8 protein-coding genes and 1 pseudogene are annotated in these 20368 nt (G+C 66.8%); 2 read left to right on the top strand and 7 right to left on the bottom strand.

The features are described from left to right. Positions 1-8 precede the first annotated feature (8 nt). Genes MSIL_RS01250 through MSIL_RS01240 form a run of 3 tightly spaced genes read right to left on the bottom strand, consistent with a single transcriptional unit; the run spans position 9 to position 13721 of the window. The gene (locus MSIL_RS01250; RefSeq protein ID WP_012589292.1) at positions 9-2441 is read right to left on the bottom strand and encodes a transglycosylase domain-containing protein; all 2433 of its coding nucleotides are present in this window, start codon (positions 2439-2441) and stop codon (positions 9-11) included. Further along, positions 2401-8208: an alpha-2-macroglobulin family protein gene (locus MSIL_RS01245; RefSeq protein WP_012589291.1), complete on the bottom strand. Its 5808-nt coding sequence runs from the start codon at positions 8206-8208 to the stop codon at positions 2401-2403. The genes MSIL_RS01250 and MSIL_RS01245 overlap by 41 nt, the downstream gene beginning before the upstream one ends. Before the next feature lie 23 nt (positions 8209-8231). Further along, a complete protein-coding gene (locus tag MSIL_RS01240; protein WP_049768074.1) occupies positions 8232-13721 on the bottom strand; it encodes a hypothetical protein in 5490 nt (1829 codons plus the stop codon). A gap of 253 nt (positions 13722-13974) precedes the next feature. Between MSIL_RS01240 and MSIL_RS01235 the strand changes: the two genes are divergently transcribed. Together MSIL_RS01235 and MSIL_RS01230 are read left to right on the top strand one after the other, a co-directional pair. Continuing rightward, complete coding sequence (locus MSIL_RS01235; protein WP_244406193.1) at positions 13975-14856, top strand: PPK2 family polyphosphate kinase; 882 nt, start codon at positions 13975-13977, stop codon at positions 14854-14856. A gap of 95 nt (positions 14857-14951) precedes the next feature. Next, a complete protein-coding gene (locus MSIL_RS01230; RefSeq protein ID WP_012589288.1) occupies positions 14952-15491 on the top strand; it encodes a hypothetical protein in 540 nt (179 codons plus the stop codon). Here MSIL_RS01230 and MSIL_RS22280 read toward each other — a convergent pair. The 4 genes and pseudogenes from MSIL_RS22280 to MSIL_RS01205 all read right to left on the bottom strand — a co-directional run bounded on the left by MSIL_RS22280 (position 15488) and on the right by MSIL_RS01205 (position 20322). Further along, a pseudogene (locus MSIL_RS22280) lies at positions 15488-17117 on the bottom strand (NTP transferase domain-containing protein). The gene MSIL_RS01230 and the pseudogene MSIL_RS22280 overlap by 4 nt on opposite strands. Then, complete coding sequence (locus MSIL_RS01215; protein ID WP_012589287.1) at positions 17114-18136, bottom strand: XdhC family protein; 1023 nt, start codon at positions 18134-18136, stop codon at positions 17114-17116. The pseudogene MSIL_RS22280 and the gene MSIL_RS01215 overlap by 4 nt, the downstream one beginning before the upstream one ends. A gap of 105 nt (positions 18137-18241) precedes the next feature. Then, complete coding sequence (locus tag MSIL_RS01210) at positions 18242-19372, bottom strand: FUSC family protein (protein WP_012589286.1); 1131 nt, start codon at positions 19370-19372, stop codon at positions 18242-18244. Further along, positions 19369-20322 carry a biotin/lipoyl-binding protein gene (locus tag MSIL_RS01205; RefSeq protein ID WP_148212989.1) on the bottom strand — a complete coding sequence of 318 codons (954 nt, stop codon included), beginning with the start codon at positions 20320-20322 and terminating at the stop codon, positions 19369-19371. The genes MSIL_RS01210 and MSIL_RS01205 overlap by 4 nt, the downstream gene beginning before the upstream one ends. Positions 20323-20368: the final 46 nt, after the last annotated feature.

Below are 20368 nucleotides of genomic sequence, written 5' to 3'. Positions count from 1 at the left end.
CGCCCTGTTCATTCAACTGTGATGCGCACGATTTTCGAGGCGCCCGGCCGCAACGGCAAGCGCAGTTGAAATTGATGCGCGCCCTTCTGCAACGGCCAGTTGAGCGGCGCGTCGGGGTCGGCGAGGGCGAAGGGCGCGCCATCGACATACCACACCACTTGCGGCGTCTTCGGCTCGACCAGCGCTTTCAGGGAAATCCGCGAGAGACTAGCGGGCGCGTCGGGATTGCGCCAGACGCGGATGTCGTTTTCCGGCGAGACGATCGACAGGCGGATGTTGTCCTGCATCGTTTCCGCCGGCGCGCGTTCATCACTGGTCACGCGATACCCTTCCGCGATCGCCCAGGCTCTTTGCCGCGCCGGGATTGGCGTCTCGGCCTCTGGCGCCGGAATTTCGGCCGGCCGCAGCCATTCGGTCAAGGTTTGGCCGCACCCCTTCGCCGAGGAGGCGCGCATGGCGCCGAACAGGCAAAGCTCGACGGGGACGCGGCCCTGCGGCGGCGGAAAGCTGAGATTCTCGAGATCGCCGGGCGTGGTCTTGTGCAGGTCGATCAGGATCGCCCGCGCGAGCCGCGCGGCTGAATTGGAGCCGGTGAGCCGCGTCATTGTGCCGGCGTCAGGGCGCCCCAGCCAGACGCCGACGATGTAGTCGCGGGTGAAGGCAAGGGTCACTGCGTCGCGGTAGCCCTGCGAGGTGCCGGTCTTGACCGCCGCCGGAAAGGGATATTCGAGCGGGCCGTAGCGCGGGAAGCTCGGCAACCGCGCCATCGGATCCGACAGAAACGACGTCACAAGCCGCGCCGCGTCAGCGGACATTACTCGGACGGAGGACGGCCGCACGCCATCCTTGAACCAGACGAGCTCGCCGAGCATCCCGTCGTCGGCGAGCGCGCCATAGGCCCGCACCAACCGCTCCAGCGTGGTCGGCAGCGCGCCGAGCGCCATGGCGACGCCGAAACTATCGGCCGGCGCCGAGATCTCGGTGAGGCCAAGCTTGCGCAGGAAATGCAGCGCCTCGTCGAGGCCGACGCCGCGCAGAAGATTGATCGCCGGCACGTTGCGGGAATTGGCGAGCGCCTGACGCGGCAGCATCGGCCCGAGAAAATGTCCGTCGGCATTGCTGACGCCCGAGGCTCCCTCCGCCAGATCCGCGAGGACGCCGCCCGGCCGCGCCACGCCGCGATCAAGCGCCAGCGCATAGATGAAGGGCTTTAGCGCGCTGCCGGGCGAACGCGGCGCGCGGGTGAAATCCACCGCGCCGGCTCGCTTGTCATCGTAGTCATTGGAGCCCAGCGCGGCGACGACCGCGCCGCTCCCTCGCTCGACGACCATGGCCGCCACCTGCCCCGCGCCGGCGCCGCGCCAGACGTTGAGAGAACGCCGCGCCAGCGCCGTCAATCGCCGCTGCGCGTCGAGGTCGATGCTCGTTTTGACGCGAGGATCGCCGCCTTCGCGCAGGGGCTGGCGTCGCATGAGATTTTCATAGCGCAGCACCAGATGCAGCGCCTCGGGGCGGCGCAGCGGCGGTTGCGGCGAGAGCGCCTTCAGCTGGCTTTGCGCAAGGCTGAGTTCGACGCCATCGATGACTTTCTGGCGCGCCAGTTCGGCCAAAGCGCGGGCGCCGCGCCGCTTGGCCTGAAACAGGCCCCACGGCCGCAACGGATTGAGCCGCGTCGGCGATTGCGGCAGAGCGGAAAGCAACGCGATTTCGGCAAAACTCAGATCCTCTGCTGGCTTGTCAAAATAAAAGCGCGCCGCGTGAGCGATGCCATGGCTGCCATTGCCATAGGGCGCGAGGCGCAAATAATGCGCGAGCAGCGCCTCACGGCCGTAACGCTGCGTCAGGACGACGGCGGTGGCAGCCTCCTCGATCTTGGCCTTGAGGCTCCGTGGCGCCGGATGCTGCATGCGCGCGATCTGCATGGCGAGCGTCGAGGCTCCCGCTCGGGCGCCCGAACGAAAGCGACGCCACGCCGCGCCCGCGACCGCAATCGGATCGACGCCGGGATGGGCGTAAAAACGACGGTCTTCCAGAGCCAGCGTCGCGCGGACGATTCGGTCCGGGAGATTTTTCATCGGCCAATAGCCGTAGTCGAGGAGAGGCGCGCCGGCTTTGCCGCATGGAGCGGGATGAGGAAAAGCGGATACCGGTTTTTCGCCCGTATCCTGCTTCGGACACTCGAATCGATCGCGTCTCATGATTTTGGATTGATTGCGATCTATTCGGGGCGCGCCGATCTGGGCGAAAAAAACGCCATGCCGATCGTAGAGCATCGGCGTCGGCGCGGGCGAGATCAGCTGCGCGCGCTGATCGACGACGATCGAAAATTGCACGCCGAGCGCCGCCAGCGCGACGCCACAGGCAAGCAGGGCCGATCGCCGCCAGTCTGGCGCGCGCGCGCTATTTGGCGATGATGATTCGCCGTCCGGCGCTCGAGCCATGGACCCCTGCCTGATACATCGTCTCAGTCTCGCCGGGCGGCTGCGTAAAGCTACCTTCGATCATCGCCTTGGCGCGGAAGGCGAAGCGATAGTTTCCTTTCGGCAGAAAATCATAGGCGTAAAAAACCTGATCGTCATGAAAGGCGGTCCAGGTCGGCGCCAGCGTCGGATCGAAACTGGGCGTCGCATCGCGCGGAGCCGTCGCGAGATTGGGATTGAGCGGGTCGAAGCCGGCCGCCAGCGGGATAGTGATCGCGACATGCGTGCGATCCTGCGGGCTGACAAGCTCGATCGCCTCTTCGATCACATCGCCGCTTCGGATATGAATCGCGCCATCGGCGCCGGGCTCCACCAGGAGCGGCGGCGCGCCCTCCGCAATTTTGTAGGTCTTGCGCGAGACGACAAACCCTTGCGCGCTGGCCTGCGCCTGATCGCCGGGCTCCGCCAGCAGATAGGAGACATTTGAGAGCGCGACGATCGGGGCGCTGCCCGCATTGGCGATGCGCGCCTCGGCGGCGCCATTGACGCCAAGGCGGGCGACCGGGACGCCGGCGCTGAGGCTAGCCGTCTCCGTCTTGCCGTCCTGCGTCACGCTGACATCCGTTTGCGCGGAAGTCTTCCGCCAGATCGAGGCAAGCGCGCGAACCGCGGCGGCATTGGCGTTGGTGTCTCCCCAGCCGTCGCCGGCGCCAAGGCGCAGCAAGCCGTCGCGCAGCACATTTGAGCGCGGATCCTGCGGCGCGACGAGCGCCGCCGCGCGGGTCATCTCGGCGAGGCTGCGCGCTTCGGACGGCAAAATTTCAGGATCGCCGTCATCAGCCGCCTGCCCCGCATAGACCTCCTTGCCGTTGCGGTTTAGGAATTTTACGCGGGTCCACATGTCTTCAATGAGAGCGCCCGCGACCTGCTTGCCATCGCCGGGCAGTTGCAGCGCGACCTGCGTCATCAGCGCGACCGAGACATTCGGCATCGACGCGGCGCGCCGGCTGAGCTCGGCCGCATAGGCCTGATCAAGCCTGCCGCCATCGGCGAGCGCGGTCAGCGCCTCGACCCGCTCGCGCAATTCCTCGCCGGTGCGAAGCCGCGCATAATCGGAGCGCAGCGACTGCTTCAAGACGGCGGCAAGACGCTCGCTCAGCGCCTTGTCGACCGGCTCGCCCGCGCGTTGCGCCGCGACGAGAAAGCCATAGGCCCAGGCCGTGAGCGACACATTTCCGCGCGCCCGCGGCCAGAAGGCGACGAGGCCGTCGGCGTCGACGCTCTGCGAGATCGCAACGATGGTATTATGCACGTCATTGGTCAGCCGGTCGCCGAGGTCGGAAGCGGCAAGGACCGGTTCGAAGGGTTTGAGCGCGAGCGCCGCCGAGGCGAGCGAGATGCGCTGCTCGGTGCAGCCATAGGGATATTCGACGAGATAGTTAAGGCCGGCGACGAGCCGGACGATCGCGGGATCGGAGGCGACGTCGAGGCTGCGCCGGAGCGAGCCGGGACGCAGCTTCGCCGCGATGGCCGGCAAGGTTAGCGCGCCGCCGGCGGCGACGTCGAGCATTTTGCGCTCGCGCGTCACCGGCCTGTCAGGCTTGATGGGCAGCTCGATTTCCACCGCGTCGCGAGCCGAATCGGCGTCGCGCTTCAGCGCAAAGCGCAAGCGCGCGCTGTCGCCCGACGGCGGGACGACGACAGGAAAATCGAGCCGCGCCGGATGGTTCGGCTCAAAGGCGAAATTGCGTTCGCCGGACCCTTGCAGCGTCAGCCCCTCGACCGCCAGGCTGGCGCGGCCGGAGCCTGCCGGCCCCTCGACGACGCGTCCCAGAAATGCAGCCGAGAAGACGTCGCCATTGCGCAGGAAACGCGGCAGCGCCGGCTGCGCGACGAGATCCTGCCGGATCAGCATTTCGCCCGTCGCAAAGCCGAACCGCTCCGACCCGCTGATCGCCTTTGCGCGCAGCTTGAAGATGGTCAAAGAATCCGGCAGCTTGACTTTGATTTTGACCACGCCGCTCGGACCGACGACAACTTTCGGCAGATAGATCGGCACGGGCGTGAAATTCTTGCGCACCGATACATTGTTGTCGGAGCCCCATTCCTCGAGGCCGGCGTCGCCGCCCGGCGCCTCGTCGAGCGGGATCAGTCCGAAAGCCATATTGCGCGTGTCGCGCGCGGCCATCGTCGTCGGCCGGTCGACGATGAAATTCGGCAGCGGATCGAGCGGACGCTCCTTGGCGAGCGAGAGCACCGCCTGATCCACCATCCAGAAGGTCGCCTCCCCGGCGACGGGTTTGCCGAGATCGTCGGAAAGTTTCAGCGCGACCTCGATCTCCTGGCCCGGCCGCGCCTTTTGCGGATAGTCGAGCGCGACCGTCACGATATTCTTGACCGGCGTGACATTGATCCATTTCGTCGCGGCGATCGTCACCGGCTTGCCTTGATCGAACGGCGCCGAGGCGTCGGCTCCGGCGTCCGGCAGGCGTCCGCGCATGATCAGAAAATGCACGGCAAGCTTCGGCAGATCGGGCGTCGCGACGGCGACTTCGAAGCGGCCAAAGCCATTGGCAATGGCGACCCATTCGTAGCGGAAGCGGCCGGAAGGATCCTCGACGATCGCCAGCGCGCGGGCGTTCTGGAATGGGCTTTGGATGATGAGGCTCGCCGTCTCGCCGGGGGCATAGGCCTCCTTGTCGGCGGCGACCTCGGCGGTCTGCGACGGGGCGCGCGCAAAAGTCGCCGGGCTGTCGCCGCCGACGAAGAAATCGACCGCGATCTTCTGTCTTCGCCCGCTGCGGTCGGAAGCCTCGAGCTCGACCAGATAGACGCCGGCCGCGCGCGCCTCGAAGCCAAGCTTCTGTGCGTCCTTGCCGCTGGCGATCAGTTTCTCGCTCACCGTCTCGTCGACGATTTCGGTTACATATTTCGCCGCGCCCTGGCTGAAGTCGCTCGCCTGCAGGGTCGAACTCCAATTGCGCCGCACGAGGCGCGCCGTCATCGCGACCCCCTCGATCGGCGCGCCCTTGGCGTCGACGGCGAGGATTTCGGCGTCGATCGGCCCCGGCTGCTTCTGGTAGCGCGGCGTTTTGACGCCGAGCACGAAGGGCGGCAAAGCCGCGACCGAGACGACGTTGCGCACCTCGGATTGATCGTCGCCGGCGACCGTCGCTTCGATCTGATAGCGGCGCGGCTGCGCAGTCGGCTCGATCGATGGATCGAAGGCAATTTTCGCCGCCCCGGCGCCGTCCGTCGTCCCCTCGCGTTCGAGGACGGGAGTCGATTTGAACTTGCCGTCGCCGGAAAAACGCGCGTCGGTCGAGAAGAACCAGCCCTCGCGGCCGGGCGGCGTCCAGGCATAGGGGAACTGGCTGGCGCGCCATTTGATCGGCCGGTCGGCGACGAGGCCGCCGGCGAAATAGCGCGCCAGAAGCTCCACCGAAAACACGCCGTCGAGCGTTGCGGTCTGCGGCGCGTTGAGCAGCACCTCGAAGGTCGGCAGGCGATAGGCCTCTTTCTTGAACGGCGTTTGCCCGCAGGAGACCGGCCCCTCGTTCTCCGCTTGCGCCGCGTTGTGATCCTCCGGCTCCGCTCCCTCGTCCTGCGGCTCTGCGCCCTCGTCCGCGGCGTCGTCCTTGACCTCGGGGTCAGGCTCGAAAGCGACCGAATAATCCCCGGTCGCCGGCGTCGCGGCGTCGAATTTGCGGTAGACATTCCCGGTCTCGTCGATCGCCGCCGGCAGGCGCCATTCCTGTCCGCCGGGGCCGTTGACGAGCAGCGTGCCCCCGCCCTTGGCGTAGCTCAGCGCGCCGCCGAGATAGCGCCTGACATAGCCCTTGATCTCCACCGGCTCTTCCGGCCGGTAAATTGGCCGCTCCGTGAAAAGATGGCAGAGCGTGCGGGGAGGCTCCACACGGTCGATCTGCGGATCGACCGTCCAGGCGAGCCACGCTTCCTCCGGCTTGGTCCAGTTCTCGCTCGCATATTCGGCCGGGCCATGGGCGGGATCGAGCGCCAGAACGTCGAGGCCTTTGGCGACGATGATGCGCTTGATGGTCGCCTCGGCGGGCTCGCCGACGTCCCATGTAAAGGCGCCCTCGGCGTCGGTTCGGCCGGAGACGAGGGCGACATATTTATCCTCGTGCAACCCTTCGAGTTTGATCTCGGCGCCCTCGACCGGCTTGGCCGTCGACAGCGAGGTGACGACGAAGCGGACGCGACCCGTCTCCTCCACCGTGCTCAGCGTCAGGTCCGTGACCTGCACGCGCATAAAACTGCGCTTGTCGGCGCCGATCGGACGCATGCCGACGAGATAGGCGCCGGCTTCGCCAGCGCCTTTGATGCGCTCGAAGAAGGGTTTGAGATCGAGCCCGAATTTGGCGCCCGCCCCCTGCCGCCGGATCGGCAGCGCCGCGAGCTCCGAGACGGCGGGCGAGCCGAGCGCTCTGATCCTTTGCGCGATCGCGTCGGCGTCGGCGTCTTCGTCCTTGCTCCAGCGCTCCGGCGCATTGCCGGGCAGCGGCGGCTCTTTGGAATCGTCGGTATCGACGCCCTCCGTCGGAAATGGCCAGAAATCGCGCGAAAGTGGATTGATCGCATAGATGCGGAGATCGACCTTGTCGAAGCCCGCCCCGCGCATCGGGATCAGCTGCGGGCCGAAGCGTTCGACGATGCCCTGACGGACGTCGAAGGCCAGGCTTGCGCGCGCCGGCGCAAAGGCGAAGCGCTGCAGGAAAGGGGCGCCCGCGAGCTGGCGCTTGCGGTCGTCGGCGAGAGTGCCCGGCGCAACGGTCAGCTCATAAATCGTGTCAGCCAGAAACTGTCCTGAAATTTTGAGATGCGCGCCGTCCGGCTCAACTTTGAGGCTCTCGACCGGCGGCGAGATGCGCAACGCGTCGCGCGCTTTGGCGATGTCGAGGGGTTCCGGCGCCGCGCTGAAACCGATCGAAAGACTCCGCGCCCGCGGCTCGTCGTCGCCGTTCGAGGGCGCGCAATGAAGCAGCCCGTCGAGATTGGCGCGCTCAAGCCCCTCGCCGCAAGAAGCGCCGGTGACGGTGAAGGGCGCGGCGCTTTGCAGGCGCAGCTCGAAGGAGGGCTCGTCAAGACCCGGCTCGTTGGACAGTTTTAGCCGCAGGATGGCGACGCGCCCGTCCGGAACCGCATTCTTCAACCGCACCAGATAGGACCGGCCGGCATCCTTCTTGGCCCCCTCAAGCGGCAGGATCGTGAAATCCTGCGCGGCGAGAAATTGCCCGTCGCCCCCGGCAAGGCCGGGCGCGGGGCGAAGTTCGATCGAAGTGAGCCGCGTCAAGGCGGCGAGATCGACGGGACCGGCGAAGGTCAGAACGATATGATCGAGTTCGGCGATCGGCTCCGACTCGGCCGCGGGATTCGTGGAGGCCGGCTCGGGCAGCAGCGGGATGAGGCGCGTGCTGGCGCCGTCAGCCTCGAAAATGACCGGTTCGAGCGGACGCCACGCCGCTGAAGGCCGGAATTGCAGCGCGCGCGGCCCAAGCCATTGCCAGGCGCCGGGAATGTCGGGCGTCATCTTGACGAATTGCGCCGGCGCGTCCTCTGGGCCGCCGCCTTGCGGCCCGGCGTCGCTTTTGAAAAACAGCGTCACCGGGTCCCAGCTGCGCAAGAATCGTTCGGGCACGATCCGCGCGCCGTCCGCCCGTTCGAGAATGTCGAATTGCGGCGCGCTCTCGGCCCGCGCCGGATGCGGAGCGAACGACAAGCAAGCGGCGGCGAGGAGGAAAGCGCAGGCGAGCGCCAGATGTTTCATGGGAGCGTTCCTTGCGAACCTCGTCATGGCGCGCGGCTCGGCTTTAGTCCGACAAGTTCGAGATAATGCTGCGCGACGTCGGGCGGCGGTCCGTCCGGTGGCGGAGTCAAGCCGACGAGCGCGGGCCGCGCGGTCAGCGTCGCCCCATCGGCCGGCGCGCGCGCCTCGATGATGTAGCGGCCAGGCTGCAAGCGCTGGAGCTGCGCAACGCCCTCGCCCAGGCTGCGGCCGGACTCGTCGAGCAGCCGCACGCGCGCGCTGTCGGGATCGGAGCGCACGCCGACGCCGATGGTCGCCGCGCGCGGCAGATCGAAGGCGAACAGCGCGGCGTCGCCTGGGCCGAGCGTTCGCGCCTCGCCGACGCCCTCGCTGATCGCAATCAGTGGATCCAGCGCGAGGGAGAGCGCGCCGGACAGCGGCCCGTCATGCGGCGAATAGAGATTGAGTTCGGCGTCTCCCGCCGGCGCATAGGCGCGGAACTCGGCTCCGGCCGGAAACAGCGTCGGCTCGCCCAAAACGCCATTGTGCGAGAGGGCGAGAATGACCGGCGCGTCGGAGCGCGCGACCACGAGCCCCGGCGCCGGAACGGCGAAGCGCAGCTTCATCGCCTGACCGGCGAGCGCGACGCTTTGCGGCGGCGCAACCATCTGCGGCTCGCTGCGTGGCCAGGGCGATTGACCGGCGTTTTCGACCCAGGCGGCGACGAGGCCGGCGTCATGATCGAGGATCGCTTCGCCCGGACCCGGCAGGATCAAAGAGCCGCCGCGCAGAACAGCGCCTGCGTCGCCAACAAAGGTTGCGCGGGCGCCTGCTGTGACGAGACGATCCCCCGCCGCGGCCTCGACGCGTAGCGCGGACGATCCCGCCGCGCCGAAGAAGCGCTTCATGATTCCGCCGGCGGCGAGCGGCTTGTCGTTCGGGGCGGGCGCCGATGCGAAAGACGCCGGTGCGGGCGCTGAGCCGATGTTGAACAGAAGAATGCGGGTCCAGACGCCCGTGAGCCGGCGCGACAGCGCGCTGTCGCCGCCAAAGATCGTCGCCGGCGCAAAGCCGCCGTTCAGCACCGCGCCTGCGCCCGGCCCGAGATTGACCTCGATCTCCTTGGCGCCGGCGGGGAGCGCGACCATTTGCACGACGCCTACAGGAAGCGTCGCCGCGTAGCGATCCGTCTCGGCGGCCATCGGCTGCGCCGTGAGATCGAAGGCCTTCAGACTGACGCGTAAGCCGGCGTCGCCGCCGGCGTTCCAGACGCGAAGCGGCTCGCCGCCGTTGAGCGCGAGCGCTTCGCCGACCGGCCCGGAGGGCGAAACGCCCATGCCCTTGCCGGCCGAAAGCCCCGGCTGGCCGAAGGTCGAGCGGGCGCGCCAGACGCGGAGGGTCCCCTCGCCCGCCTTTGGCTGCGTCAGGGTCGCGACATCGCCGGCCGCCAGATCAAGCTCGATTTCGTGAAGGTTCGACGGCAAGGGCGCGACGTCCAGGGCGCCAGCGCCGCCGCGCTTCACAAACCACAGGCGCTCCGACTGCGGCGCAAGCACGCTGTCGCCAGCCTCGGTCAGCATGCGTCCCGGCGCCGAGCCCTGCCGCAGCCCATCTGGGGCGCCCGCGAGGCGGACGAGGCTTTTTGACGGAGCGCCTGCCGCCGCAACAAGGACAGGCTGCGACATCCCCTCGATGGCAAGCGGCCGCAGCTCCGCCGCGCGCAGGCTTTCGCGCGGATCGACCGCCCGCGCCGCCACAGTCATGGCGGCTTCGCCATCGAGCGGCCACAGCGTGACGCGCAGCGGACGGCTTTCGTCGCCGTCGGAGGGAATGGCGACGACAGGCGCGCGGCCGCGATCCTGCCCAAGCGCGCGCCAGGCGCCGCCCGGATCCCGCCGTTCGAGCGACAGCACGCTATCGGAGGAGGCTTCCGCCGCGACGACGAGAAGCGCACCGGCGCTAACGGGCGGAAGCGCCAATTGCTGCGCGCCAAAACCCGAGATGTGCTGCACGCCATCAAGGTCGAGGTCCGGCCCTTTGACGGCTTCCGGCAGCGAGAGCCGCAGTTCGACGGCGTTTTTGGAAGATGGCGCGGGCTCGGCGGCATCGCCTTCGGACGCGGCGTCGCCGGCCGCCGTATCCTGAGCGTCGGACGATGCGGCCTCGGGTTCAGATGAATGATCGCTGCTGGAATCCTCGTCCGTCGACTCCTCGCTTGAATTGTCGGCGTCGGACTGGCTTGCGTCGTCGGGAGACGCGGCGGCGCCGTCCGCCGCCGCAAGTTCGAGCCGATAGGCGCCGGCCGGCAGGCGGCGCGCGAGGCTTAGGCTCCAATCGTCCACGCCGCCCGCGAGCCGCTCGATCGTTCGCCCTTCCGCATCCTTCAGCACGCCGGTCAGCTCCTTCGAGGCAAAGCTCGTCAGATTGACGATTCGCTCTTCGGCGAGCGTGAAGGGCAGGGTCGCCGGCAGATCGGCGCTGCGCGGCGCGCCAGGCTGAAGCTCGACTGAGGCGAGGGCCAGCGTGTAATCGAGGCGGTCGTTGCGCCCAATGGCGCGGGCCTCGACGACATAGTCGCCCGCCGCAAGCTCGCCGGCAAAACCATGCGAGGCCGAAAAGCGCGCCAATGGCGCTCCCTCGGCCCCGGATTTGATCAGTTCGGCGCTCATGCCGTCGCTAACGTTCAGCGTGATTTGCGCGGCTCCCGCGAGCGCAAAGGTCCATCGGTCGGGGTCGCGCGGCGCGCCGGAGTCCGCCGGCTCACGCCATTGCAATTTTGCCGGCGCCTCGAAAGCGAGCGGATGCGGCCCATGGCCCGCGAGGGGCTCGGGCTCGCGAATGTCGCGCAGCCGCGCGACGACGCGGGCGTCGCTTTCGACCGGGGGCACGACGAGCCGGTAGCGCCCTTTTTCGAGGGTCTGGCGGAGCTGCGACATCGGGCCGGGCGGCGTCAGCGGCCAGCCATCGGCGTCTTCGAGACGCGCCGAAAAATCCACGCCCAGCGAATAAAGGTCGATCCTGTAGGGCGCGGCTTGCGGCGCGACGACATCGAAGAGGGCTCCGGCGCCATTGGTCAGCGCCGCTTTGGCGCTTTGTTCGGGCGCAAGCGTTCCCGCCTCTTTCAATACGGCGCGTCTTGCGACGACGCCGAGCCGACCTTCCGAGCCGAGAGCCCTTATGGCGATCCGGTAGCGGCCGGCGCGCAAATAGGTCTGCAACAAAGCATTGTGGCCCGCTCCATTGTCGGAGGCGCTGTCGATCGACGGTTTGAATGAGGTTCCGATCACAGCCGAGGTCTTGAGCCGGCCAAGGGTCTCGACGCGGTAGAGGCCCCCCTCCGCGACATCGAGATTGAATTCGCGCGTTTCTTCGCGCCCAAGATCGAGAAAGCGCGGTTCGCCCGGCGCTAGGACGGGCAAGGCGGACACTGTCGGAATCGCCGGGACGGGCGCAAGCGGCTCGCGTTTCGACCATGCGAGGATGACCTGCCGGTCGTGGTCAGCCGAGGCGATCGCCGCGACAAGCGTGCGGCCATTGTTGTCCGCGACCTCGTTCAGGAAGGTCACGCCGATCGGCTTGCCGGAAACGTCAGCCGCCGCGATCGCGCCGCCTGCCGGCGCGCGCAACGGAACGAGCAGCGCGCCGGGCGCCGCCTCGGCCTGCGCTTTCGGCGGCGCGGATTTGGCTACAGGTTTGGTTTCGGCTTTTTGCGCTGGTTTGGGCGCCGTCTGACCGGCCGCCGCGGGCGTCTTTTTGTCCGGCGACTTCGGCGGCGAGAGAGGCTGAGGCTGAGGCTGAGGCTGAGGCGGACGGGGCGGCGGGAGAGGCGCGGCCGGCGCAGCGTCTGGCGCAGGCCGCGGTTGTTCGAGCTGCGCCGCCTTTTGCTCGATGACCAGCGGCGCGGCGGAGAGATCGGCGGGGAGTTTTCGCGCGACCGGACCAAGCATCAGGTTCGGGGCGCTATTGGCGAAGATCTGGAAGGCGGCGCCCTTATCGATCTCGCGCAGGCCGAAGTCGATCGAATTGCGTTTCGGCAAGACCGCAACGGGCGGCGTGAGGCCGGGCTGGCCGAAAGTGAGGTCGATCACGCCAGCGGCGCCGCGAATGGGCTCGAGCTTCAAAATGTAGAAGCCGGCCTCAACGTCCCATGCTCGCGGCGCGGCGCCGTCCGCGCGCGGCGCATTGGCGCCGAGCAAAGGCTCAAGGGTCGCCGTCGCGCCGGGCCCCTGCGTGCGTAGCGCAACCGGCCCGGAACCCGATATCTCAAAGATCAGGCTCGTCGGCCCGCGGAGATTGAAGCGGCCGCGCCAGGCCTCTCCCGGCGCCACGCGCAGCGCTTTTGAAACGACAACGGCGCCTTTGCCCTTGGCGAAACGCGCCAGCAGAACGGTCGCGGGCGCCTCGTCGCCGCCCTCCCCGGCGACGTCGACCGAAATCAGATGCGGCCCCGTCCCGTCGATCTTCAAATTGTCGGCCGGCGCGAGCGCGCGTAGCGCAAAGCGCTGGCCTTCAAATCCGGTCACTTCGGCGATGGCCGGCTCATTGCCTTGCAGAGGCGCGGTGACGGAAGCGACCGGCTCGCGGCTGGTTTTCAGAATCGCCGCCGTCTGCGGCGCGGCGCTGGCCCGCGCGACGCTGAGCCGAGCCGGCGCGGGTTCCGGCAGTTCGAGCCGGACATAAGTCGCAGGCGGCGGGATCTTGAAGCGCGTCGAGCCCGATGCGCCGATCACGCCCTCGAACCAGCCGCCGGCAAGGCTCCGCGGCGGACCGGCCCGCATTTGCAGCGGATTGTCCGTCGAGAGGTCCGCCCAGACAGCTGGCGGACCGCCATAGGCTGTGGCGAGATAAAGCCCCGGCTCAACGTCGCCTTCGAGCCGTATCCGTGTGATCGGATGGCCGGGCTGCGGCTCCGCCTGCGTCGTGACGGGGGCGAGATCGACGAGATCGGCGCCGTTGCGCCACAGCCGCAGATCCTTCAGGGCGCGGCCGGCTACCTCCACAGATATGCGTTCCCCGCCGCTGACGAGGATCCAATAGGAGCGCTGCTCGAGATCGCTTAGCGTGGCGCTGAGAGCGCCATTGCGCAACAATTCGCCCGAAACCGACGCCGCCGTGCGAAAGGGGGTGAGGATGAGTTTGGCTTCGCCATTCGCGCCCTTGGCGCCAAAGCTACGGAGCTTGTAGACGCCGCGATCGAGCAGAACGTCGAGGCGCCCATCTTCGGCGCCGGCTTTCCCGGCGACCGCGCCGGGGCCGGTCATCATATCGACGAGTTGCAGGGCGACGCCCGATGCGCTTTGCGCGCGCAGGGAAAACCGTCCCGGCGTCTCGACTGTGAGAAGAACGGAATCGTCCGCCGCGACCGATACGCTGGCGCGGGAGAGGCTGCCTGCGGGGTCGGCCGGTCCCGGCGGCAAGGCGCTCGCCGCGCGCCCTGTGCAAAGCGCGCCGCCATCGCCCGGGGCGCCGCAATCCGGCGCTCGCGCAACGGCGCCGGGGGAGACGGCCGACAGCGCCGCGAACGTCAGCAGCAAAGCGGAAATGAGTTGACGGCCACGGCGGAACGCGCACGCTGGGCGGCCAGAATAAACAGAGTTCACCGGCGCGATTCCCGCTTTTGACCCACCGCGACGGCGACATCTGCGCACGGAGAGCGGCGCCAAGCTAGACGCATTTGATCAAATTTTTTGCGGCTGCCGCAGATCATCAACCGGCTGGATCAATTTTCTAATTTCGGACTAATTCGGTCCAAAATCATAAACATGATCGATTCCAGAAGTTTGGAGCATGATGTCAGTCCGCTCCAAGGCGTCAGAGGTAAAGATGGACTATCGCAAATTGTTCTTCGTTGATCAGGGTCAACGCTTTCGGCTGAAGGATCAGGATCCCGACTCCTCTCCAGGCCTCGACTCCAAGGCGGAGGGCGAAGCCGCCCTTGCCGCAGCGGGCGAACAGCTGACCCATCTGCAGCGCCTGCTCTACGCCGAGAAGAAGCACGGCCTGCTGATCGTGCTTCAGGGGATGGACGCGGCCGGAAAGGATGGGTCGATCAGGCGCGCCTTCACCGCCTTTCATCCGCTCGGCGTCATCGCCACGAGCTTTAAAGTGCCGACGCTCGAGGAAATGGCGCATGATTTCCTGTGGCGCGTGCATCCGCACGCGCCTGCACGCGGATCGATCGCGATCTTCAACCGCTCGCATTATGAGGATTTTCTGGTCAATCGGGCGCATCGGCGGCTCGACGATCAAGCCGCCGATCTACGCCTCGAGCAGATCCGCAATTTCGAAGCGCTGCTCGCGCAAAACGGCGTCGTGATTCTCAAGTTCTTTCTCCATATCAGCAAGGAGGAACAACTCGCACGTTTCAAGAAGCGCCTGCGCGATCCCGAGAGCAATTGGAAGATCGAAGAGTCCGACTATACCGAACGGCTCTTCTGGGCCGATTACATGAGCGCCTATGAAGAAGCGCTTGCCGCCACGAGCCTGCCCAGCGCGCCATGGTATGTGGTTCCGGCTGACCGCAAATGGTTTCGCGACGCCGCTCTGATGCAGATCACGGTGGAGGCGCTGAAGGCGCTGGATATGAAATTTCCAGAACCCACGGTCGATCTCGCCGACATCGAACGCAAATATCATACGGCGGTGCTTGAACAAGACAACAAGGGCTGAGGATGACGCAGCGCGGCGTTGCGAGCGGATTGCCGTAAAGCTTTCGGTCAAATAACGTGGTTCCTTCAGTCGCAATTGACGCGGGGGGCGGGGATTTGAGACGGGCGCTTTATCTGATCTTAGGAATTGTTGGAGCGCTTGCCGCGCAGCAGTCTGCCGCCGCGCGCTCGCCCAATAGTCTGCCGCTTGAGCTTCGGCGCTATATCGTCGAGCTGAACAACTCCTGCAAGGAAGCCGGCGGCGCGCCGGGGAAATCGTCGAACCTTGTGAAATTCGCCGATCTGACCGGAGACGCCGTCGTCGATTATGTCGTCGACGTCAGCGCCTATGAATGCGGCGGCGCCGCTTCCGCGCTTTCGGCAGGTCAAAGCGGCGCCGCGGTGGCGGTCTTTGTCGGCGGCCCGAACAACACCGCCGTCAAAGCCTATGACAACACCGTCTATGGCGTGAATATCGACGAAAGCGGTCCGAAACCGCGACTCTATATTGACGTCGCAGCGCTCGACTGCGGGCAGAAGAACGCGGCGAAACTGCCCTTCAGCAGTTGGAAATTCTGTTCGCGGCCGCTCGACTGGAACGCCGCCAAAAACACATTTGTTTTCGCGCCGCTCGCCGAAGCGCGGCCTGTTCGTTAAATCCGCGCGGCGACGCGCTCCAACGCGTCCCGCGTATCGATGTCGATGAGGGAAAAATCATCGTCGACCGGGCATTCGACCAGACGGTCGCCCGCGGCCTCGATCAACGCCCTCGCGCCGCGATCGCCTTCCAGCAGGGACAATGCTGGAAACAGCTCGCGGCCGATCAGCGCCGGATTGCCGCGCGACCCGTCACGCACCGGGACAGCCGCGCGCGGTGGCCTGTCCGAAGCGCCGGAGCGCAACTCGAAGGCGGCGATCAGGCGATCGATCAGCGTGGCGGAAACGAGCGGCATATCGCCCAACAGGACAAGCGCTCCAGCGGCGCTGCCGGGAACGGCGGAAAGCCCCTGCTTCAGCGAGCTTGCAAGGCCCGAAGCGTAGTACGGATTATGCGTGAACGCGAGCGGCAAGCCTTGCAGCGCCGCCTCGACCGCCTCGCTTTGATGCCCGGTGACGATGATGACCGGCCGCGCGCGCGAGGCAAGCGCAGCCTCGGCGACGCGACGCACGAGGGGGCGCCCGAAAAGCTCGGCGACAAGCTTTGTGTCGTCATGATCGTTTTGCGAAAAACGGCGCGATCGGCCCGCCGCCAATATGATGGCTGCAATCTCAATCATGCGCGGGCCGGCGCGGCTGCGGCCGCGTCTTGATTTCGCTCAGCAGGCCGCCGACGCCCATACGCCTGATATCGGCGGCGCCGACGTCGAGGCCCGCGAGCAGGCGGCACAGCACCATATCGAAGCCGTTCTCCTTCGGCGAGCGCGCGCAGCCCGGCGCGCCGATCACCGGCTTTTGCGGAAAGCCCGGCAACGCGCCAATGAGCAGCAGATTTCCCGGATCGACCGGCATGCCGAAATGCGAAACGAGGCCGCCGCAGAGCTCGATCGCCGCCGGAATGACGTCGCGCCGATCGGCGATGGCGCTGGCGCCGAATATGATGATGAGATCGCAGGCCGGCGCGACGCGCTTCAGCGCCCGCGCCAGCGCGCCCGTTTCATGCTGCGCCCGCTCCTCAACCGCAAGGCCCGCGCCTGTCCCGTCAAGACGCGCTTCGAGGGTCCGCAGCGTCTTGTCTAAGATGGAGGGTTTCAAACCCGGCAGAAGCGTCGAGACGACGCCGATCCGCAGCGGCAGAAAAGGCGCGATGCGCAACGGTTTTTCGCCGGCTCCCGACATCGCGCGCTCGAGCGTCGTTCTTGGAAGTGCGAAGGGAATGATCTTCACCGTCGCCGCCGTCTCGCCCGCCGCGATGCGGCTCATGGGGCAAAGCGTCGCCACTGTCACGCTTTCATCGACGGCGTTGATCCGATCGATCGCCTCAGCGTCGACGAGCAGCACGCCGCTGCGGCCGGCGATCAGATTGCAGCGTCCGGTAAAGGCCGTCTCCAGTTCGAGATGCGCTCCGGCCAGAAAAGCGGCGACACTTTGCGCCGCCGGGTTCTCTTCGACGTCGCCGTCCTCCGCGATCGCCACCACAATCTCCGCGACCCCCGCTTCGCGCAGCGCGGCGATATGTTCCGCGCCGATGCGCTCGCCTTTCCGGAGATTGAGGCCCGGCCGGCTGATCGCGTGAGCGAGCACGCCGCCCTGCGCCTTGTCTATGGCGACGGGGCCAAATCTCATGCGGCCTTTCCGGACGAGCCGGACCTTTGCTCGCGACGCAGATCCTCGATGATCTCGCCGAGGATTGCGACGGCGATTTCGGCGGGACTACTTGCGCCGATGTCGAGGCCGATCGGCGCATGGATGCGGGCCAGCGCGCTCTCGCAGAAACCGGCGGCGCGCAGCCGCTCCAGCCGCCGCGCATGGGTTTTGCGCGATCCGAGCGCGCCAATGTAGAAGCAGTCCGAGCTGAGCGCGGCGCGCGCCGCTTCGTCGTCGATGCGCGGCTCATGGGTCAGCAGCGCCACCGCCGTGGCGGCGTCGAGCGCGAGAGCCTTCAGCGCCTCGCCCGGCCAATCCGCAACAAGACGCGCGCCGGAAAAGCGCGCGCTGCTGGCAAAGGCGGTGCGCGGATCGACGATAATTGTCTCGAAGCCCGCGACCTTGGCCATAGGCGCCAGCGCCTGCGAAATATGGACGGCGCCGATGGCGATGATGCGCGGCGGCGGCGTGAATACAGAAAGAAACGTCGGCTCCTGCCGTCCCGCGACGAGGCCGCTCGCGCGCGCCGCAAATCGCGCCCCAAGCTCGGCCGCCAGCGGATCGCCCGCCATGGAGGCCGCCTCAGCCACACGCTCTTCCCCGGAGCTGAGCCCGCTCACCAGAGCGCAGCTTTTTCGCGATGCGCGGGCGCGGTTGATTTCGGCGATGATGGCGGGCGCGAGCGGGCGCAGGAAGACGCTGATGCGGCCGCCGCAGGAGAGGCCGACCTTCCAGGCTGTCTCGTCGGCGACGCCGAATTCGAGCAGGCGACAGTGGCCCGAGCCGATCGCCTCCTGCGCCTGCGCGATGACCTCGCCTTCGACGCAGCCGCCGGACACCGAACCTAGAAATTCCCCGGCCGCGTCGATGATCAGATGACTTCCCGGCGGGCGCGGCGCCGAGCCCCAGGTCTCGACCACGGTGGCGATGGCGACAGCGCGGCCATCGCTGACCCAGCGTTCCGCCTCAAGAAGAATGTCCTCATCCGACGCCAGCATCGAAAACTCTCCGGCTCCGCGGCAAAAGCGAGACCGGAATATGGGGCCCGCGCGACGCTTTGCCAGCGCATCGCTTTCATAATGAGAGCATGGCGGCGACAAAGTCTAATCGACGGCGAGGCGCGCGGGCGTCGTCTCGGGAACCAGGATCTCGAAGACGATCGACACTAGAAGCAGGATCAGCAGGCCGAAACTGACGCCGCCGAGGCGTTCGACGGCCGGCCAGATGCTGGTCGGCGGCCCAAATCCCTGCACCAGCGTCATGATGAAGACGATGGCTCCCTGGGTGCCGACATAGCCAATCTTGCGCGGGGTGGCCTGAAGGTGGCAGCCGATCCAGACGCCGCCCATCAGCGTTGCGAGCCAGACGAGGAAATTGGTCAGCGGCGCGGCGAGGCAGACAAGCGCAATGATCCCACCCATAAAGCAGCCGAGCAGTCGGTGAAGCGCACGACGGACCATCATGAGGCCGGGGTCAGGCGTCGCGGCCGTCGGCGCCGGCACGGCCATCACGGCGCTGATCGTAATTGCCATCTGCGCGAGGCTTGGCAGTTCGGCGTAGCTCCAAACGATCGGAATGAGCATGACGGTGAACGCCGCGCGAAGCGCATGCAGCCGCGCCATGGTTTGAGCGTCGTCGAGAAAGCTGCCCCATCCGGCGGCGGGAAGCATCGCTCCGCCCTCCTTGGGCGCAAGGAGGACCGCAATCAGCAGCGCCGACGCCACGCCGATGGCGACTTCCATGATGCGATAGATCGAAAAATAGAATGTGTCCTGCGGCGAGGACAGCGCCAACAGGATAATGAAATTAAACGTGATCGAGCCAAGCAGCCAGGCGTAGGCATGCGGGCTGAGCTGAAAGCCGAGCGTGCCGATGAAGGTCGACATAAACAGAAAAAGACAACAGGCCACCCAGTCATAGGAGAGCCAGGACGCGAGCATGAGGGCGGCGATGGCGCCTGCGATGGTGCCGATCATACGCAAGACCCCTTTTGTCAGGGACGCCGGCAGGGTCGCCTGACTGCACATGAAGGCGCTGATCGCCGCCCACCATACGTCGTCGACGTGCATGGCGAGCGCGACGACTGTCGCCAATCCGACGGAGAGAGCGGAAGCGGCGCAAAACCGCGCCCGCGGGCCAAAGAGGCTCGCCTCTCTGAGATCGGCGGCGAGCTCGCTGAAGATCGAACCTAAGGCCTCGCCCTCGGCCCGGATGGCGGCGCCGATCCCGCTCATGGGAAAATCACCACGCGCGCGTCGGCGCCCATGTAGAGCGTCTCCGGCGGATCGACGAGCGTAAGGGTCACAGGAAAGCGCCGTTGCAGGCGGATCCAGTCCGTCGTCGGGGCGACATAAGGCATCAGCTTCTGCGTCCCCTCTTCGCGGCTGATGCCGCGCGCAATGCCTTTTATGCGCGCGCGATGAAAGCGCCAGGGCTCCGAATCGAGCCACACCCAGGCGTTCGCGCCAAGGGTGAAATTACGAATATAATCCTGCTTGTAGTTGGCGATGATCCGCCAGCCGGTGGCGGCGACGATGCCGATCAGAGGCACGTTGACGGTCCCCGTATCGCCGACTCGCACCGTGAGATTGTTGATGGCGCCGTCGAGCGGCGCGACGATCTTGGTGCGGTCGAGCCGCCATTGCGCGATCGCCAGATCCGCCTCGGCCTTACGCAGCGAGGCCTGATGCATCGCGGCGGTGGAAAGCGTTGCGGCGACGTCGGATTGCGCCGACGCCGCGTTGGCCTCGGCGCGGCTCAAGGCGTCATTGGCTCTGTCCACTGCCGCCTGCGAGACGTCCGCCGCGCTCATCAGCGTCGATGCGCGCTGTTGCGTCAGCCGCGCAAGAGCCAGCGCGGATGTTGCGCTTGTGACGGCGTCATTCGCCGCAGCGATCCGGTCCTTGTCGATTTGAACCTGCGCCCGCGCCTCTTCGGCGAGCGCCTGCCGCTGATCGACGTCGAGCTTGAAAGGGACAGGATCGATTTCGACGAGGAGATCGCCCGTCTTCACGGTCTGATTGTCGACGATATGGACGGCGACGATGCGGCCGGTGATCTCGGGCGCCACCGCGACAAGGTCCGATTGCACGAAAGCGTCGGCGGTATAGGCGACATAGCTCGTGACGACCTCATAGGCGAGGAAAACGGCTGCGATCACGCCGACGATCAAAGCGAATCGCATCCATCGCTTCACGGAATCTTTCGCCTCCAAAACCGCCGCGTCAGAT

The organism is Methylocella silvestris BL2 (genome assembly GCF_000021745.1).
Classification (GTDB): Bacteria; Pseudomonadota; Alphaproteobacteria; order Rhizobiales; family Beijerinckiaceae; genus Methylocapsa; species Methylocapsa silvestris.
The sequence above is the reverse complement of the archived record's forward strand: the minus strand, read 5'-3'. Positions and strand labels throughout refer to the sequence as shown.

Bases quoted from the DNA above. Each gene is read 5' to 3' on its own strand.
- MSIL_RS01205 (WP_148212989.1), bottom strand. From the start codon at position 20,322: ATGCGATTCGCTTTGATCGTCGGCGTGATCGCAGCCGTTTTCCTCGCC.
- MSIL_RS01215 (WP_012589287.1), bottom strand. From the start codon at position 18,136: ATGCTGGCGTCGGATGAGGACATTCTTCTTGAGGCGGAACGCTGGGTC.
- MSIL_RS01245 (WP_012589291.1), bottom strand. From the start codon at position 8,208: ATGAAACATCTGGCGCTCGCCTGCGCTTTCCTCCTCGCCGCCGCTTGC.
- MSIL_RS01235 (WP_244406193.1), top strand. From the start codon at position 13,975: ATGATGTCAGTCCGCTCCAAGGCGTCAGAGGTAAAGATGGACTATCGC.
- MSIL_RS01210 (WP_012589286.1), bottom strand. From the start codon at position 19,372: ATGAGCGGGATCGGCGCCGCCATCCGGGCCGAGGGCGAGGCCTTAGGT.
- MSIL_RS01250 (WP_012589292.1), bottom strand. From the start codon at position 2,441: ATGGCTCGAGCGCCGGACGGCGAATCATCATCGCCAAATAGCGCGCGC.